At 66.8% G+C, this 19317-nt stretch carries 8 protein-coding genes; 1 reads left to right on the forward strand and 7 read right to left on the reverse strand.

Features of this window, described 5'->3' with window-relative positions; all coding sequences use genetic code 11:
- Positions 1 to 5 precede the first annotated feature (5 nt).
- The 7 genes from P0Y43_RS26530 to P0Y43_RS26560 form a co-directional block, all read right to left on the reverse strand.
- The gene (locus P0Y43_RS26530) at positions 6 to 3794 is read right to left on the reverse strand and encodes a cellulose biosynthesis protein BcsC (protein WP_275640210.1); all 3789 of its coding nucleotides are present in this window, start codon (positions 3792 to 3794) and stop codon (positions 6 to 8) included.
- A complete protein-coding gene (gene bcsZ / locus P0Y43_RS26535) occupies positions 3773 to 4951 on the reverse strand; it encodes a cellulose synthase complex periplasmic endoglucanase BcsZ (RefSeq protein WP_275640211.1) in 1179 nt (392 codons plus the stop codon). The genes P0Y43_RS26530 and bcsZ overlap by 22 nt, the downstream gene beginning before the upstream one ends.
- 3 nt (positions 4952 to 4954) lie before the next feature.
- Positions 4955 to 7183, reverse strand: coding sequence for a cellulose biosynthesis cyclic di-GMP-binding regulatory protein BcsB (gene bcsB, locus P0Y43_RS26540; RefSeq protein WP_275640212.1), 2229 nt, complete (start codon positions 7181 to 7183; stop codon positions 4955 to 4957).
- Positions 7180 to 9306: a UDP-forming cellulose synthase catalytic subunit gene (bcsA, locus tag P0Y43_RS26545; protein WP_275640213.1), complete on the reverse strand. Its 2127-nt coding sequence runs from the start codon at positions 9304 to 9306 to the stop codon at positions 7180 to 7182. The genes bcsB and bcsA overlap by 4 nt, the downstream gene beginning before the upstream one ends.
- Positions 9307 to 9345: 39 nt before the next feature.
- Positions 9346 to 10476, reverse strand: coding sequence for a cellulose biosynthesis protein BcsQ (bcsQ, locus tag P0Y43_RS26550; RefSeq protein WP_275640214.1), 1131 nt, complete (start codon positions 10474 to 10476; stop codon positions 9346 to 9348).
- A gap of 419 nt (positions 10477 to 10895) precedes the next feature.
- Positions 10896 to 12272 carry an HlyD family type I secretion periplasmic adaptor subunit gene (locus P0Y43_RS26555; protein WP_275640215.1) on the reverse strand — a complete coding sequence of 459 codons (1377 nt, stop codon included), beginning with the start codon at positions 12270 to 12272 and terminating at the stop codon, positions 10896 to 10898.
- On the reverse strand, positions 12262 to 14418 hold the full coding sequence (locus tag P0Y43_RS26560) for a type I secretion system permease/ATPase (RefSeq protein ID WP_275640216.1): 2157 nt from the start codon (positions 14416 to 14418) through the stop codon (positions 12262 to 12264). The genes P0Y43_RS26555 and P0Y43_RS26560 overlap by 11 nt, the downstream gene beginning before the upstream one ends.
- Before the next feature lie 663 nt (positions 14419 to 15081).
- On the opposite strand from P0Y43_RS26560, the gene P0Y43_RS26565 reads away from it, so the two are divergent.
- The coding region (locus tag P0Y43_RS26565; protein ID WP_275640217.1) for a retention module-containing protein at positions 15082 to 19317 on the forward strand (4236 nt) is incomplete at its 3' end.

Genomic DNA, 19317 nt, shown 5'->3' on the forward strand with positions numbered 1-19317 from the left:
TGGAATCAGTTGGAATAGGGGGACCGGTAGGGGCTGACCGGCAGGGCCATGGGGCGGTACTGGTCCTCGAACAAGTAGCGCACGTACATTCCGCCATTCCATTCGCGGTAGTCCTGGGCGTTGTTCAGGCCAACATGGCCGCCGAGGATGAAGTTGCGTCCAAGCTGGTATTCGGCGGCACCCGCCAGGCTGTAGCCGATGCCGGTCTTGCTGTCGCTCTCGTACTCGGCCTCGCGGCCCAGGGCGGCGCTGGCCGCGGCTTGCAGGGTCGAGTCGCCGGGGAAGTAGTCGGCCGAATCCTGGCCAATGAACTGCACCCCGACCGAGCCCTTGACCGACACGGTCAGGCGATCGAAACGGCGCGCCCAGCTGACCGGCACACCGAGGGCGAAGAAGCTCTGCGGGCTGAAGTAGCCGCCGTGGCCATAGGTGTAGTAGCCCAGGTTCTTCTCGTAGCCCATGGCCATGAAGCTGAGGCCGGCGGTGAGCTGGGTGTCGTCGGTGTTCTGCAGGTACCAGTACACGCCGCTGCCAAGCTCGGCGCGGGTGTTGGTCTCGACATGGTGGCCGCGCAGGCTGTGCAGCGAGCCATACACGTAGGCGCCCGCCTGACGGTCATCGTAGCCCAGCTCCAGGCGCCCGCCGTTGGCAGTGACGCCACCCCACTTCTGCCCGGTGCGTTTGTCTTCGGCGCCGGCGAACGACAGCACGCTGTCGGTGACCGCGCGCCGCGACAGCTTGGCGCCCCAGTGCAGGTCAGGGTTGCCGGCAACCGGCCGCTCGACCGACACGCCGCCGACCATGGTGCTGTAGAGGAAGCCCTGGGGTGTGGTGCCGATATCGGCCTTGACGCCCTCGGCCTTGTTCTCGAAGGCCACGGCCACGCCGACGCCGTCGGCCTTCTGCGAACCGGGGCTGGCGCTGCCCGCCGGGGCCAGGGGGCCGGCGCCGAAGCGGCTGGAGGGCTCGCTGCCGGGGCTGCCGGCATTCAGCGAAACCGGCGTGACCCGCAGCGCCACGCGGCTGTCGCCGACCGGCATGCTCGCCTCGAACGGCGCCTGCACGTTGGCCATGCGGCCCAGGCCCGACTCACTGTCGTTGCCGGTGAACTCCAGCCCCTGGGCGACGTAGGCGCTGCGCTCCTGCAACACGTCGCTGAGGGCCTTGGCGGCTTCGCTCATGCCCGCGCGCGGGTCGGGCTTGCCGCCAGCGGCCGAGGCGGCGAACGGGTTGACGGGTGCGGCGGCCGCCACGCTGGCGGTGCTGGCGCGCTTGGCGAAGGGGTTGCCCGGCGCGCTGGCCGGGGCGGCCGCGGCGAAGGCGCTGTTGGACTGCTGGCGGTCTTCCTGGCGCACGATACGGCCCAGCAGCTCGGCGGCCTTCTCCGTGCGGCCCTGGAAGCGATAGATGCGCGCGGCGACACTGAGCACGTCCGGGTCGTCCGGCGCGGCCTTCAACGCCTGCTCCAGCAACTGGCTGGCGTAGCCGTCGTCACGCTGCTGCGCGGCGACGTCGGCGGCGCCCACCAGCAGGCGTGCGTCACCGGGGTTGCGTTGCACCAGCGGGCGGTAGATCTCCAGCGCCTTGCCGGTGTCGCCGTTGGCGGCGTACATGCGCGCCAGGGCGGCGCCGGCCAGCGGGTCTTGCGGGCGCAGGGCCAGAGCCGGGGCGAGGGTGTCGTAGGCGGCGGCAAGGTCGCCCTGCTCGCGCTGGGTATCGGCCTTGCGCACGCGCTGGAGGAACAGCAGGTCGTCGTACTGGCGGCGCTGCTCGGGGTCCAGGGCCTGGCCTTGCAGGTCGCGCAGGATACCGTCGACCTCAGCGGTCTGGCCGGCCTGCAACAGCACGCCGGCATAGCGCAGCATCAGCCCCGGCTCGACCCGCGCGCTGCCGGCCATGGTGCCGCGCAGCAGGGTCAGCGCGCGTTGCGGGTCCTTGGCGTCGGCATAGGCGGAGGCCAGTTGCGATTGGCGCTCGGGGTTGCCCTGGGTCAGCGGCTCCAGGCGCGAGAGGAACACCCGCGCCTCCTGGTAGCTGCCGCGCTTGTTCAGGGCGTCGATCTCTTGCAGGCGCTGGCGGAACTCCAGGTCGCCAAGCAGCTTGTTGACCTCGGCGTTGCGCGACTGCGGCGGGATGCTCGACAGCAGTTCGCGGGCCTTGCCCCACTCGCCCTGCTGCATCGAGAACAGCGCCGAGGTATACAGCGCGTCGGGGTCGTTGGGGTGCGCCTGCAACTGCCCGTCCATCAGGCTGCGGGCCTCGGCGCTGGCGCCGAGGTCGAGGTACAGGCGGGCCAGGCCGAAGCGCGCCCACGTGTTGTTGGGGTCGTTGCGCAGCGCCTCTTCCAGCGCCGCGCGCTGGCCGGCGCTGTCGCCGCGCTGCTCGGCCAGGCGCGCCTGCTGCATGGCCAGGTCGGCGCGCATCTGGCCGACGCCGCCGAGCTTGGACTGTTCGTCCGCCGGCAGTTGCTGCACTTCGCGCAGCGCCTGCTCCTGCTTGCCCTGGCGCGCCAAGGTGGCGGCCAGGCCACGGCGGGCCTGGGCGTTGTTCGGGTTGCGTTGCAACACTTGCCGGTACAGCGTCTCGGCGCCGGCATTGTCGCCACGCGCGGCCAGCACGTCGGCCAGCGCGGCGCTGGCCTCGGGCGCCTGGGGCTTGATGCGCAGGGCTTCCTGCAACTGCGCGCGGGCGTCGGCGTCGCGGCCCTTGACCAGGCTGTCGCGGGCGCGTTGCAGCAACGACCAGTAGCGCACGTCCTCGAGCGGCTTCTGCCAGCCCTTGCCACCGGCCTTGACCGCGCGGGCCAACAGCACCTCGGCGTCTTCCAGGCGGTTCTGCTGCTGGCGCAGCACACCGAGGCCCCCCAAGGCATCGGCGTCGTTGGGGGCGGTTTTCAGGCGGGCGCTCAGCTCGCGCTCGGCCGTGGCCTGGTCGCCGCGTTCCAAGGCCTTCAAGCCACGGTCGAGCTGCGGGTCGCGACGCCACACGGTGGCACCGGCATCGGCCTGGCTGCCACCCTTGGCCAGCAGGGCGCGGATCTCGGTGTCGTCCGGGTGCGCCTTGAGGAACGACTCGAACAGCGGCTGCTGGCGCTTGTTCGGCGCCCCCAGCCAGGTCAGCGCCAGGCGCCAGGTCTCGTCGGCGTCGCCGCCGATGTCCTCGCGCTTGGCCAGGCGCTCAAGGGCGCGCACGCCTTCCTCGCGGGTGTCTTCGCGGCGCACCAGGTGCTTGGCCAGGAACAGCGACACGTAGGGGTCGTCCGGGCGCTCCTGCAACAGGCGCTCGAAACCGGCGCGGGCCTCAGGCCATTGGCCGTCGAGGAAGCCCAGGTTGTTGTAGAACTCGCGCCCCACCAGGCCGTGGCCCGGCTTGTTGCCCAGGGCCTGGCGGAACAGCTGGTCGGCGCGCGGGCGGTCGTTGTTGTCGACGGCCAGGCGCGCCTGCTCCAGCAGCTTGGCATTGGCCGGGTCGCCCAGGCGGATGTCCTGGGCCAGCAGCGCGGCCTGCTGCGGCGCGGGCGACAGTGCTTGCAGACGGTTGAGGTATTCGCCGGCCTTGGCCAGTTGCTTGTCCTTCACCGCGATCAGGCCCAGGCCGTACAGCGCCTCGGGACTGCTGGCGTCGAGCAGCAGCAGCTTGTTCCACACCTCGGCGGCGCGCTTGGGCTTGTCTTCGGCCTGCCAATACAGGCCCTGCTCCACCAGCAGGCGCTTGGGGTCGCTGCTCTCGGCGAGCGCAGCGCCCTGCACGAGGACGGCCAGCAGACCCAGGGTCAGGGGGCTTTTGCGGAACATTCGGACTCCCAGGAAAGCTTCAATTGGCCGTCGGCGGCGAAGCGGTAGCGTTGCTCGCTCCACCCCAGGCCGAACAGGCTGAGCATGTAGTTGTAATAAACCGGGGGCGCCTTGGCATCGCGCGGCGCTTGCAGGGCGGCATCCAGCTCGCGGCGGGCGCGGCGCTCCTGCAGGTCGGCCAGCCACGGCTGGTTGAGGGCACGGAAGTACGGCACCAGGGCGGCAGAGAAACCGAACGGCCCGCTGCCTTCGACGGCGCCGCTGGCCACGGCGACTTTCTCCGGCGGCACGCCGCTGGAGGCGGTCGGCGCGCTCATGCCGCCAAGGGCGGCGAGGATGGCGGCGGCATGCGGGTCTTTCGGGTCGGTCATGCCGGCCCACAGGTACACGCGAATGGCGTCGTAGCTGCCGAGGTCGCCGCTGGTGGCGTCACGGGTGAACACGCCGGTCTTGTCGGAGGTCGCGCGGTAGCCGACCCAGTCGGCGGCAAAGCCGTTGGCGCCGCCTTCGCGCAGCAGCTTCACGCTGCTTTGCAGCACCTGTGCCCAGGGCCCTTTGGGGTCGGCCTTGGCCAGTCGGCGCAGCACCGGCAGCGGCACGTAGCTGGGGTTCAGGCGCCACAAATGGTCGGGCTGGGCGAAGCCCACCGGGCCGGGCAGCAGGGTCGCGCCCAGGCCCGGCAGTTCGGCGACTTCGCGCGCCTTGACCTGGCCCAGCAGGGCCAAGGCGTCGGCGCGGTAGGCGGGCACTTTCCACAGGCGGTCGGCTTCGAGCAAGGCGTAGGCGAACCACAGGTCGGCGTCGGAGGCAGCGTTGGCGTCCCGCACCTGCCACTGGCCATCAGCGCCCTGGCCCCAGAGCCAGCCGGGCAGCATCTTGCCGGGGTCGTTGCCGGCCAGGTTCTCGCGGCTCCAGCGCCAGATGCGCTCGAAACGCGCGCGGTCATTGCCCACCAGGGCGAAGAACAGCGCGTAGGACTGCCCCTCGGAGGTGCTGTGGTTGGGCTTGAGGCTCGACTCCAGCACCCGCCCGTCCTCCTGCACCCAGCGCTGGGCGAAGGTCTGCCACAGCGCCCACGGCGCCTCGCAGGCCGCCTGCACGGGCAACCCGGTGAGCAGCAGCAAGGCCAGCAGGGCGCGGGACAGGAGGCGGGTCATGGCTCAGTCCTTCAACCGATCGCGGGCACGGGCACGCAGGCTGAGGAACAGCAGCAGGCTGGCCAGGGCCACGCCGGCGGCGGTCAGCAACACGGTGCCGCCCAAGTGGCGCGACATCCACCACTGCAGGTAGCGCACCCAGCCCAGGTCGCCGATGTAGTACTGCTCCTCGGCCACCAGCGAGGTGACACGGGTACCGTTGACCACCGCCAGGCTGCCCTGGATCGAGCCCTGGTCTTCCAGGGTGGCGCCCAGGGCGGTGGTGACCTCGGCCAGCCCCTGCGGGCTGCCGGCGGCCAGCACCACCACGCTGCGGCCGCTGTCCAGCGGCGACTCGAAGCCGGTGAGGTAGTTGCTCACCGCACCGGTCTCCAGGGCCAGGCTGCTGCGCGAAGGACGCTGGTCGACGCGGTCGTCGCCGCTGACCCAGTCACGCACGCGGTACACCAGGTCCGACAGCTCGAACTGCGAATTGCCGCTCAGGCTCACCGGCAGGTGGCTTTCCCAGCGTTGCAGCAGCGGCTGGTTGGCGCCGGAGGCGATCACCAGCAGGTCCTTGCCACGCAGGGCGGCGTCGTCGCCCGCAGCGACCACGCGCACGCCGGTGGCGGGCAGGCCTGTGGAGTCGCCAAAGCGGCCGAGCACGTCGAGCAGCGCGGAGACTTCTTCGGCGCCATAGCCGTCGGGCATCACCACGGCGGTTTCGGACAGGTCGGCCAGGCGCGTGAAGGGGAAGCCGCTGTCACGGAACACGCCCAGGTTGGGCATGGCGATGAAGTGGCGGTAGTCGCTGAGGTCGAGGGTCGAATCCGGCTCGATGGCACCGCGCATGTTGTCGATGATGATGTCGCGGCATTCGCCCTGCTTGATGTAGTCGTACATGAAGCGCAGCTGCAAGGCCGATTGCAGCGGGAAGCTGGCCAGTGGCACGGTGATCTGGGCCTCGCGCAGCAGGCTTTCGTCCTGCTTGAGGCGGGCGATCAGCGACTGGTCGCCCTTGAGCGCTTCCTGCGACGGCAGCGGCAGCGACTTGATGAAGCGGCCGCTGATGCTGACCAGCAGCGACGAGTTGGTCGACACCGGCTGCGGCGTGTAGCGGTACTTGAGGTTCAGCGGCACGCCCTTCTCACGCCAGGTGAAGAGGTCCGGCGGCAGACGCATGGGCAGGCTGATGGTGCCTGGGTCATAGCCGGAGACGCTCAGGCGCTTGGCCTCGAGCAACTCACCGAGCTTGACCGGGCGATCGCTCGGCAGCCAGTTCGGCGCGTCATAGGGCTTTCGCGGGCGTAGCTGGGTAACGCCGTTGATGCTGGCCTGCTCGCCTTTCATCACTTGGCTGCCGCTGACCAGCGCGAGCGCCGCCTGCTTGAGTTGTTGGGCATCGGCGCCCGCGATCAGCAGCAGCTTGCCATTGGGGTCGTTGGGGTTGGTGACGATGCGCAGCGTCGGCTTGTTGCTCGCTTGCGCACCCAGGCCCGCCGGGGCTTGCTGGCCGCTGATCAACACGATGGCGTTGCCCTGCGCCGGCAGTTGGCCCAGCAGCACCGGGAAGCGCGCGCCCCGGTAGCTGGCCAGGCCGCCGAACCACGAGGCCACCGCGCCCGCGGCTTCGAGGTCGCTGGTGCCCGGGGTGTCGGCGAACACGAACGGCAGCTCCAGCACGCGCGCGTCGCGACGGTCGAAGAACGGCGTGGGCAGCAGCGCCAGGTCGTTGGGCAGTTGCAGCGGCGTCAGTTGCAGGTCGAGCTGGCTGGCGTTGCTGACCTTGGCCCACAGGCTGGAATGCTGCGGGTCTTCGCACTGCATGGTGTAGTGGCCGATCAACTGCAGGGTCAGGCGGTTGAAGTCGGTGATCAGGTAAGGCGGGATCTCCACCACCTGCTTCTGCGGGGCGCCCGCGGCTTCCTTGGGCAGCGGGATGCTCGCGGCGACCTGGTCGTTGATCAGCACGTTGAGTTGCGACATGTCGGGGATCAACGCAGGCGAGTAGCTGTACTCCAGGTTCAGCTTGGCGCCGGTCACCACGCGGTCGGTGCGCACGTCGAAGTTGACGCTGTCGCTGCCCTCGATGCCGCGCAGGTTCAGGGTGTAGCTCGCGCCCAGTTGCTTGAGCGTGGCGCTTTGACCGGCCACGCCGCCTTCCGGCGCCTGCTCTTGGGCGTGCGTCGGCGAAGCGGCAAGCAGCAGCAGGGACAGCGGCACGGCGAAGACGCGCAGGAAGGTCGGGGTCATGGAGTCCTCTGGGGTTCGGTGCCAGGCGAGGCGGCAGCCGGGCGCACACGCTGCGCCGCGACCACCACACTTGCCCGAGCGAGCTGGCGCACTCCGCGCCAGCCGATGCGTGAGACTTCCGCCAAGGCCGACAGCGGCGTGTCGGCGCCCTGCCCCCAGGCGTTGGCCCAGGTGTCGGCGCGCGCGAAGGTCAGGCGGGTAAGTTCGAATTGTTGGTGCAGGTCCAGCTCGAGGAAGGTCAGGCCGAGCACGGTGCCACGGCTGAACACCACCTGGGCGGGCAGCACGCATTCCTGTTCGTCGAGGAACAGCGAGATCTGCACCCGCTCGCCCTTGGCGACCACCGCGCCCTCGGGCAAGGTCAGGCCGACGCCGCGCTGGGAGAAGTCGTTGGTGGTGCAGGCGACGGTCTTGCCGTCGGCCAGGCTGACGGTGGCCGGCAGCTTGGCGTACACGCGCGGCTCGGCGCGGATCTGTCGGGTTTCACTGGCCACCGCCACGGCAGCGGCGCTGATGATGATGTTGTACACCGTCCAGCCGAGGTTGATCAGGATGGTGGTGCCGCTGACGTCAGGGTTGAAGCCGAGCTTGTACAGGCCAATGGCGGCGCCCGCGAGGTTGAGCAGCAGCACAGCGATGTAGGGGCGTGCCAGCTTCCAGTCGAAGTAGCCTTCTTCGATCATGCCGCCCTTGGCGGTCACGTTGAAGCCGCCGGACTTGGGGTTGATCATCGCCAGCATCACCGGGCGCATGATGTACCAAGCCAGCACGGTCTCGTAGACCTCGTTCCAGAACGAGTGGCGGAAGCGCCCCTGGATGGTCGAGTTGGTCACGCTGGCGATCATGATGTGCGGCAGCGCGTAAGCCATGATCAGCAGGGCCGGCGCCTGGAACACCTGGGCCTCGAACACCAGGTAGGCCAGTGGCGCGGTGAGGAACACCAGGCGCGGCAGGCCATAGAAGAAGTGCAGCATGGCGTTGAGGTAGCACAGCCGTTGGCCGAGGGCCAGGCCCTTGCCCAGCAGCGGGTTGTCGGTGCGGAAGATCTGCGCCATGCCCCGCGCCCAGCGAATGCGCTGGCCGATGTGGCCCGACAGGCTTTCGGTGGCCAGGCCCGCGGCCTGGGGCAGCGGCAGGTAGGCGGTGTTGTAGCCACGGCGGTTGAGCTTGAGCGCCGTGTGGGCATCTTCGGTCACGGTCTCGACGGCGATGCCGCCGACTTCCTCCAGCGGGCCGCGCTTGATCACCGCGCACGAGCCGCAGAAGAAGGTGGCGTTCCACAGGTCGTTGCCGTCCTGGATCAGGCCGTAGAACAACTCGCCCTCGTTGGGCACGGCGCGGAAGGTCTCGAGGTTCTTCTCGAACGGGTCGGGCGAGAAGAAGAAGTGCGGGGTTTGCAGCAGCGACAGCTTCGGGTCCTTGAGGAACCAGCCCATGCACACCTGGAGGAACGAGCGGGTGGGCACGTGGTCGGCGTCGAAGATGGCGATGTAGTCGCCGCTGGTCTGGCGCAGGGCGTTGTTGAGGTTGCCGGCCTTGGCGTGCTTGTTGTCGTTACGGGTGATGTAGCCCACCCCGGCGGTGGCGCAGAAGTCACGGAACTCCTCACGACGGCCGTCGTCGAGGACATAGACGTTGAGCTTTTCGTGCGGCCAGTCGATCGCCAGCGCCGCCAGGGTGGTGCGGCGGATGATTTCCAGCGGTTCGTTGTAGGTGGGGATGTACACGTCCACCGACGGCCACAGCGTGGCGTCGGGCGGCAGCGGGTGCGGCTTGCGTTGCAGTGGCCAGGCGGTCTGCATGTAGCCAAGCAACAGCACCAGCAGGGCATACAGCTCGGCAGCCACCAGGCCGTAGCCGAAGAACATGTCCAGCGGGCTCTCGAAGCCCAGCGACGAGGTCAAACGCCAATACAGGTAGCGCAGCGAGGCGATCGACGACATCACGATCATCGCCAGCACGGCCAGGCGGTGGGCGCGTTTGCGCAGCACCAGGGTGGCGCCCATGCAGACGACGCTGAACAGCAGTTGGTCTTCGAGCTCGAACGGCACGATGACCACCACCATCAGCATCGTCAGGGCCAGCAGCCCCAGCAGCAGGCTCCAGCCCTTGTGCGCACGCACGCCCTCACCTGCCTTGCGCAGGCCCGCAAGACGCACGGGTTACTGCTCGTCGACTGCGAGGGTCGCCAGACGCTCGGTCAGCGCCTGGGCGCATTCGAGGATGTCTTGGCAGCCGCGTCCGTTCGGGTCGTAGCCCAGAACATTGCGGTTGTAGGCCAGGGCTTCGCTGATCGACTGGTCGCGGTGCACCACGCCGATCATCTTCGGGCCGAGCAGGCCACGCAGGATCTGGGTGATGTCCTTGTTCAACTGACGCGAATAGTCGACCTGGTTGATCAGGTACGAGGCACCGACGAAATCCTTGCGCCCGGCGGTGTAGGTCTCGACCAGCGCCTCGATCTGCGGCAACGAGGTGTAGGACGCCGCGTCGGCCAGGCTGACCACCAGAGCCAGGTTGGCCACTGCCAGCGCCTGGCGCAGGTAGGCCGAGGGGCCGGGCGGGGTGTCGATCACCACGACCGCACCCTCGTTGATCTGCAAGGCCTCGAGCTGGCGCGCCAGCCACAGCGGGTCGTTGCGCAAGGTGCGCTCGAAGCCCAGGCGGCTGTCTTCATCGACCTGGCCGTAGGGCAGCACGTACACGCCGTCGCTGCTGGCCATGCCGATGACCTGCCAGTCGTCGCCCTGGTGGGCGACCCCGCGCTCGGCATCCACCGGCTGTTCGTCGGCAGGCAGGAAGTGATGGTAAAGCGCGTTCTGCGGGTCGAGGTCGATGGCGATCACCGGGTGCCCGGCCTTGCGCAGCGCAGTGGCGAGGTTGGCGGCCATGGTGGTCTTGCCGACGCCGCCCTTGGCGGAAACGACAGTGATGACGCGCAGGTGCGAGAGGTCGGGCCGCGCTTGCGGCTGAGGGGCTTCTTCGCGCACCGGCTCGGGGGTTTCAGGCTGAGCGAGCTTGGCCAACAGGTTGCGCAGGCCAGCCGGCGACCAATCGGAGGTCGAGGCTTCGGGGGCCTTGGACGCGGCGACGCTTTCCTGCGCCACAACGGGCTCAGGCTCGGGCTCGGGGGCCAGCATGCTGACCTGCGGCTCTACCGCCGCAGGGCCGGAAAACAGGGGCCAACGCTGCACCGAACCACGGCCAGAGTCGTCTTTCCTGAATTCCTGGTACTGCTCCGGATGACCGCCAAACTGCTTGAACAAACTACGGATATCGTTCGAGGCACTCATATTCTAAGCACTGTAGGTTAGTCAAAGTTCAGGCGTTTTTGGGCGGAGAAAAGCGTCAATATTCCATCATTTTGTAGAGTGCCATCCAGACACGTCAATTTTACAACGCTCTTGACGAGCGATGTCAAGGTGACATATCCAAACTCGTGATCGATGACAATGGACTCTACAAAGGACATTTCTCTGCCAGGCGCATCCCTTCGAGCATTCCCTGCGCGCAACGATGTATCGGCCAATCGCTGATTAACCTTTACGGTTTCATAACGATGATGGCGGGTAACACTGGTCAAATTTTAGGCAAAAAACGGGCCATAGGGAACGGCCGCCCGGCGGGAGGGAGGGCTCAGGATGTGTGTTGAGGGTGCCGGACTGTCGCGGGGCAAACCCGCGATTAGGGCCCTAAGGGACGAAACCAGCCCTCAACGCTCGCGCAGTGCCTCCGAGCGCGCCTTGAAGATCGGCTTGAGCAGGTAGCTCATGATGGTTTTCTTGCCGGTGAGGATATCCACCGTCGCCACCATGCCCGGAATGATCAGCAGCGGCTTCTCGTCGGTACCCAGGTGGCTCTTTTCCGTGCGCAGCTTGATCAGGTAGTAGGTGGTCTTCTTGTCCTCGTCGGTGACGGTGTCGGCGCCGATCTGCTCCAGCTTGGCCTTGAGCCCGCCATAGATGGTGTAGTCGTAGGCGGTGAACTTCACCGTGGCCTCCTGCCCTGGGTGCAGGAAGGCAATGTCCTTGGGCAGGATCTTCGCCTCGATCACCAGGGTGTCGTCCAGCGGCACGATCTCGATGATGTCGCTGCCCGGCTGGATCACCCCGCCGATGGTATTGACCAGCAACTGCTTGACGATGCCCCGCACCGGCGAGGTGACCAGGGTGCGGTTGACCCGGTCGTCCAGCGCTTTGCTGGTGGCGGTGGCCTTGCTCAGCTCGGTACGCGCCTCGTTGAGCTGGGTCAGCGCCTCGCTGCGGAACTTGCCGCGGGTTTCCTCGACCTTGCTCTGGATTTCCTTGATCGCCGCCTCGGCACGGGGAATGGCCAGGGCGGTGGCGTCCATCTGGCCACGGTTCTCCACCTCGGCACGGCGCAGGCGCAGGATTTCCACCTGGGAAATCGCGCCCTTGCCCACCAGCGGCTCGGACATGGCGATCTCCTGGCGGAGCAACTGCAGACTGTTGGCGTACTGGGCGCGCTTGGCGTTGAACTCGCGCAGCTCCTGCTGGCGCTGCACCAGTTGCTGCTCCAGGCCACCGATCTCATCCTGCAGTTGCTGGCGCCGGCTCAGGTACAGCGACTCTTCGCTGGCCGCCTGGCTGGGCGCGGCCTTGCGCAGCGCTTCGTCGATCGTCAATGGGCGCCCCTCGACCTCAGCGCTCAGGCGCTCGACGCGCAGGGCCATGGCCAGGCGCTCGGCCTCGGTTTCACCGACGTTGGAGGCGAAGCGCGTTTCGTCCAGGCGCAGCAGCGGCTGGCCGACTTCAACGATCTCCCCTTCCTTGGCGAAGATCTGCGCGACGATGCCGCCCTCGAGGTTCTGGATCTTCTGCACTTTGGACGACGGGATGGCCTTGCCCTCGCCGCGGGTGACCTCGTCGATGGGCGCGACGCTGGCCCAGACGATCAGAAACAGGAAGAACGCGATGACGCCCCAGATGGTCAGACGCACGATGCGCGGGGCATCCTCGATCAGCGCCTTGTTGACCTCCGGCAACGGCTGCCCGCTGAGCGATTCGGAGCCCTTGAAGTAGCGGCGCAGGTTGTCCTTGAAGCGGCCCACATCAAGCTTATGCAACACTGATCTGCCCCTTCTTCAGCGCTTCCATGACGGCGGCCTTCGGGCCATCCGCGACGATCTGCCCACGGTCGATGACGATCAGCCGGTCGACCAGCGACAGCAGCGAGGCGCGGTGGGTGACCAGCAGCACGGTCTTGTTTTCGATGATCGCCTGCAAGCGCTGCTTCAAGCGCTCCTCGCCGGTGTTGTCCATGGCGCTGGTGGGCTCGTCGAGCAGCAGGATCTGCGGGTTGAGCAACAGCGCGCGGCCCAGCGCGACGTTCTGCCGCTGCCCGCCGGAGAGGTTCTGCCCACGCTCGCCGACCTGCAGCTCGTAGCCGTCCGGGTGCAGCCGGGCGAATTCGTGCACACCGGCCAGCTCGGCGGCTTGGAGGATCATCTCGTCCTCGATGTAGCGCGCGCCGCTGACCAGGTTGTCGCGCAGGGTGCCGGCCAACAGCTGGATGTCCTGGGGCACGTAGCCGATGTTGTGGCGCAGCTCGCTGACGTCGATCTGGCGGATGTCCACGCCATCGACCAGCAACGAGCCGCCATCGGCCTCGTACAGGCCGACGATCAGCTTGGCCAGCGAGCTCTTGCCGGAGCCGCTGCGGCCGATGATGCCAACCTTCTCACCCGGCTTGATGCTCAGGTTGATGCCCCTGAGGGCGAGGTTCTGCTGGTTCGGGTAGGTGAAGTCGACGCTGCGGAACTCGACCGCACCCTGCAGCACCTGGCGGCTGAGCGGACGCTCCTCGAAGTTGCGCTCCTGGGGCAGCTCCATCATCTGGTCGGTGGCGGTCATGGTCACCTTGGCCTGCTGGTAGCGCGCCAGCAGCCCGTTGAGCTGGCCGAGCGGGCCGAGGGCGCGGCCACTGAGCATGTAGCAGGCCACCAACCCGCCCATGCTCAGATTGCCATCGATGATCAGGTACACGCCGACGCAGATCATCGCCACCCCGGCCAGTTGCTGGATCAGCAGGGTGATGTTCATGGCCAGGCCCGACAGCACCTTGACCCGCAGTTCCAGGCGGCTGAGGGTGCCGAGGGTCTGCTCCCACATGTACTGGCGCTCGCTCTCGGCATTGTTGACCTTGACCGCGTCGAGGCCGGCGAGGGTCTCGATCAGGCTCGACTGGCGCTCGGAGGCCAGCGCCATGGTGCGCTCCATGGTCGACATCAGCGGCTTTTGCAGCGCGTAGCCGATGCCCAGGGCCAGGGGGAAGGCGATGATCGGGATCCACACCAGGTGGCCGCCGATGATGGCGATGACCATGAGGATCAACAGGGTGAAAGGCAGGTCGATCAGGCTGGTGAGGGTCAGCGAGGCGAGGAAGTCGCGCAGCCCCTGGAACTCGTGGATGTTCTGGGCAAAGCTGCCGACCCGTGCCGGGCGGTATTTCATCGACATGCCGACGATACGTTCGAACAGCGTCGCCGAGATGATCAGGTCGGTCTTCTTGCCCGCCAGGTCCAGGCACAGGCTGCGCAGGCTCTTGAGGATCAGGTCGAAGGCATAGGCGCCGGCGATGCCCACGGCGAGCACCCAGAGGGTGGCGGTGGCCTGGTTGGGCACCACGCGGTCGTACACGTTCATCACGAACAGCGGCGCGGCCAGGGCGATCAGGTTGATCACCAGGCTGGCGGCGATGGCATCGATGTACAGCCATTTGCTGCGCATCAGGGTGTCGCGGAACCAGGAGCGCGCGCGCGGGATGAGGTTGCCGTGGTTGACGTCGAACTTGTGCTGCGGCTGGGCGAAGAACACCTTGCCGCTGTAGTCGCTGAGCAGCGACTCGCGGCTGACCATCACCTCGCCACCATCGCTCTCGCTGAGCAGCAGGCGCGCGGTGTCGGCGTTTTCCCAGCCCAGCAGCACGGCGCTGCGGCCTTCCTTGAGCAGCAGCATGGCCGGCATGGCGATGCTCGGGATCTGCTCCAGTCGGCGCTGCAACAGGCGCCCTTGCAGGCCGGCGCGGGCGGCGGCGCGCGGCAACAGCTCGGGGCTCAGGCGCTGGGCCGGCAAAGGCAGGCCGGTGGTGAGCATGGCCCGGCTGGCGGGCTTCTGGTGCAGGACGCACAGGGTCAGCAGGCTGTCCAGCAAAGGATCGTCATGCTGACTGCGGGGGTCGTGACTGAGTTGAACTCGACTGACTTCAGATTCCACGCGGCGCTCTCTTCATCCTTGCAGTAGATGGACGGGTGAGCGCGCCCTTTACCGGGTAGGCGCCACCTGCTGGCCGGCCTTGAGGGGCAATGCTTTGGCAATAAGCCATCACCCATCGTTACGACGCTCAGGGCGCCATGGCCGTGTCACTTCACTACCGAGCAAACTTGGACTTGCTCTTGTTTCTCAACCAGACGACAGCGAGGGCGGAAGGTTTCATGCTCTTTCGCACACTCGTTGAGGAGCAGGCTATAACAAAGTGCCATCAGTCGGCTGTTATTTCCCTTGCAACACCTGCCAAGACTAAACCTTCGCCGTGCCGATGCAAGGCGTTGTTGCGAATTCCACCCAGCCGCCATGCTTGAGCCGTCGCCCAAGATGTCACGGGTAATTGCCGTGATATTACCGTGGCATCTTTCAGGGAATCATTCATATATAGCCCTGACTAATACGAAAGTAAGAATTGGCAACTGCGTAACTCCCGATGTGACATTGGGTGAGGTGCGTCCCGGTGATTCGTGACGCACACCAGCCAAAGTCGGCGGAGACGGGCGGCCAACACTTGCAAGTTGGCATTCCAACTGACTTCGAACACTCCACCTGCACGGCCAATCACCGCGGCGGGAGCACGGAAGCAATCGATCGGGTTTACCGGAGATCCTCATGAGCACTGTCGTAGCCATCGTCAAAAGCGTTGTTGGCCAGGTCATCGCCCTATCGCCGGAGGGGATCCGGCGGGTACTCATCGAAGGGGATCGGCTGTTCGCCGGTGAACAGGTGCTGACCGGGGCGGGGGGTGCGGTCACCCTGGAACTGGCCGACGGGCGTCTGCTCGACCTGGGGCGCGACACCCAGTGGAGCGCCGATGCGCCCGAAAGCAGCGCCGACCTGAACCAGGCGACCGCCCAGGCCGCGCCATCGGTGCAGGAGCTGCAACAGGCGATCGCCGCCGGCGCCGACCCGACCACCACCCTGGAGGCCCCAGCCGCTGGCCTGGCCGCTGCAGGTGGCGGCAACGCCGGTGGTGGTCACAGTTTCGTGCTGCTGGAGGAAACCGCTGGCCGTGTCGACCCGACCGTGGGCTTCCCGACCGACCCACTGAGCTTCGCCATCAGCCTGGCCAACCGCGAGGTGGGCGGGCTGGATGCCAGCAACGATGCGAGCGCGAACAACGACGCGGCGCCGGTGAACACTGGTCTGAGCCTGAGCGCGACGCCATCGATAAGCGAAGCGGGCGGGGTGATCGTCTATACCGCGACGCTGGGCCAAGCACCGCTGAGCGACCTCACCATCACCTTGTCCAATGGCGCGGTGATCGTCATTCCCGCCGGACAAACCAGCGGCAGCGTGAATGTCACGATTCCCGCCAATGACACGGTGTACGTGGAGGGTGGGCAGGTCTCCACCACCATCACCGGCACCACCGGCGGCAACGGGCTGATCATCACCCCGAACCCGGCGCCGGCAGTGACGCAGATCACCGACACGGTCGATACCACCACCGCGAGCCTCACCGCGACCCCGAGTGTGACCGAGGGCGGGGTCATCACCTACACCGTGACCCTCACCAACCCCGCGCAGACGCCGGTGACCGTGACCCTGTCGAACGGACAGACCGTTACCGTCGACGCGGGAAAGACGTCCGGCAGCATCGATTTCCAAACGCCGGCGAATGACGTCTACCAAAACGGCAGCAGCGTAACCACGACGATCACGGGGGCAACGGGCGGCAACTTCGAACATCTGGTCACAAACCCGTCGCCCGCAGCCACCCTGATCAGCGACAGCATCGACACCGTTACCGTCAGCATCATCAGCAATGGCGACGTCAGCGAGGCCCAGCAGCCCACCTTCACCGTCGCCGTCAGCCAGAAACTCGACCATGACCTCACCGTCACCCTGAGCAACGGCGACCAGGTCACCATTGCCGCAGGCCAGACGCAGGTCACCTACAGCCTGCCCGCTCAGGGCGACGACGTGTTCAAGGACCCCAGGCAGGTCACCGTCGGGGTGACCGACGCGTCGGTCGAGGGCGAGGCCTTCGAGCATCTGGTCCTGGGCGGCGCGGCCACCGTACAGATCAGCGACACCACCAGCGAGGTGGTTGCCACGCTGAGCGCCGACAAGGCCACGGTCAACGAGGGTGGCCTTGTCACCTACACCATCACGCTGAGCAACGCGCAGGGCCTGCCGGTCACCGGCCACGGCGGCCTGACCTTCACCCTCAGCGACGGCACAACAATCAACGTTCCGGCAGGCAGCGCAACGGGCACCGCCACCATCATCGCCAAGGACGATGTCTACGTTGGCGGCCAGCCGAGCATCGTCAACACGCTGGAGTCGGTCTCCGGCGCGGAAAGCTTCGAGAAGCTGACGCTGGGCAGCAACACCCTCACCACCACCGTCACCGACGAGCCGGGCACCGGTACACCGGGTGCGGGCAACGAGGGCGACAAGGTTTCAGTCAGCATCGTCAGCAACGGCGATGTCACCGAAGCCCAGCAGCCGTCCTTCACCGTCAAGATCAACCAGGCGCTGGACCGCCCACTCACGGTCACCCTGAGCAATGGCGACAAGGTCACCATCGATGCAGGCCAGACACAGGTTGAATACAAGGCGCCCGCCCAGGGCGATGACGTGTTCACGGACGCGGGTTCCCTCACCGTGGGCATCAGCAGCGCCATCGTCGAAGGGAGGTCTTTCGAAAACCTCGAGCTGGGCGGCAGTGCCACGGTGCAGATTGCCGACACCGCCAGCGAGGTGGTCTCCACCCTCACCGCCGACAAGACCACCGTCACCGAAGGCGGCCAAATCACCTATACGGTCACCCTGAGCAACGCCCAGGGCCTGCCGGTCACCGGCCACGGCGGCCTGACCTTCACCCTCAGCGACGGCACAACAATCAACGTTCCGGCAGGCAGCGCCACCGGCACCGCCACCATCATCGCCAAGGACGATGTCTACGTTGGCGGCCAGCCGAGCATCGTCAACACGCTGGAGTCGGTCGTTGGCGGCGACAGCTTCGAGAAGCTGACCCTCGGCAACGATAGCCTGACCACTGCGGTCACCGACGAACCGAGCGGCCAAGGCGATAAGGTCTCGGTGACCATCGTCAGTAACGGTGATGTCAGCGAAGCCCAGCAGCCGTCCTTCACCGTCAAGATCAACCAGGCACTGGACCGCCCACTCACGGTCACCCTGAGCAATGGCGACAAGGTCACCCTCGCCGCCGGCCAGACACAGGTTGAATACAAGGCCCCGGCCCAAGGTGAAGACGTCTTCAAAGACGCCGGCTCGCTCACCATCGGCATCAGCAGCGCCACCGTCGAGGGCAAAGCCTTCGAAAACCTCGAACTGGGCGCCAGCGCGACGGTGCAGATCGCCGATACCACCAGCGAAGTCGTCGCCACCCTTACCACCGACAAAACCACTGTCACCGAGGGCGGCCAGATCACCTACACCGTCACCCTGAGCAATGCCCAGGGCTTGGCGGTCACCGGCCACGGTGGCCTGATCTTCACCCTCAGCGATGGCACCAAGGTCAACGTTCCAGCAGGCAGCACCACCGGCACAGCCACGATCACCGCCAAGGACGATGTCTACGTCGGCGGCCAGCCGGATATCGTCAACAAGCTGGAGTCGGTCACCGGCGCGGATAACTTCGAGAAGCTGACACTCGGCAGCAACCCCCTCACCACCACCGTCACTGACGAGCCGGGCACTGGTACACCGGGTACGGGCAATGAGGGCGACAAGGTTTCGGTGACCATCGTCAGCAACGGCGACGTCACCGAAGCCCAGCAGCCATCCTTCACCGTCAAGATCAACCAGGCGCTGGATCGCCCGCTCACCGTCACCCTGAGCAATGGCGACCAAGTCACCCTCGCCGCCGGCCAGACCCAGGTCGAGTATAAGGCTCCGGCCCAGGGCGAGGACGTCTTCAAAGACGCCGGCTCGCTCACCATCGGCATCAGCAGCGCCACCGTCGAGGGCAAAGCCTTCGAAAACCTCGAACTGGGCGCCAGCGCGACGGTGCAGATCGCCGATACCACCAGCGAAGTCGTCGCCACCCTTACCACCGACAAAACCACTGTCACCGAGGGCGGCCAGATCACCTACACCGTCACCCTGAGCAATGCCCAGGGCTTGGCGGTCACCGGCCACGGTGGCCTGATCTTCACCCTCAGCGATGGCACCAAGGTCAACGTTCCAGCAGGCAGCACCACCGGCACAGCCACGATCACCGCCAAGGACGATGTCTACGTCGGCGGCCAGCCGAATATCGTCAACAAGCTGGAGTCGGTCACCGGCGGCGACAACTTCGAGAAGCTGACGCTGGGCGGCAATACCCTTACCACCACGGTAACCGATGAGCCGAGCGGCCAAGGCGACAACGTGTCGGTCAGCATCGTCAGCAACGGCGATGTCACCGAAGCCCAACAACCGTCCTTCACCGTCAAGATCAACCAGGCGCTCGACCGCCCGCTTACCGTCACGCTGAGCAATGGCGACAAGGTCACCCTCGCCGCGGGCCAAACCCAAGTCGAGTACAAGGCTCCGGCCCAAGGCGAGGACGTCTTCAAGGATGCCGGCTCGCTCACCCTCGGCATCAGCAGCGCCACGGTCGAAGGCAAGACCTTCGAGAACCTGGAACTTGGTGGCGCGGCCACCGTGCAGATCGCCGACACCACCAGCGAAGTCATCGCCACCCTCACCGCCGACAAAACCACCGTCACGGAAGGCGGGCAAGTCACCTATACCGTCACCCTGAGTAACGCCCAGGGCTTGGCGGTCACCGGTCACGGCGGCCTGACCTTCACCCTCAGCGATGGCACCAAGGTCACCGTCCCAGCAGGCAGCGCGACCGGCACGGCCACCATCACCGCCAAGGACGACGTC

Source organism: Pseudomonas entomophila (assembly GCF_029193575.1).
GTDB classification, from domain to species: domain Bacteria; phylum Pseudomonadota; class Gammaproteobacteria; order Pseudomonadales; family Pseudomonadaceae; genus Aquipseudomonas; species Aquipseudomonas entomophila_G.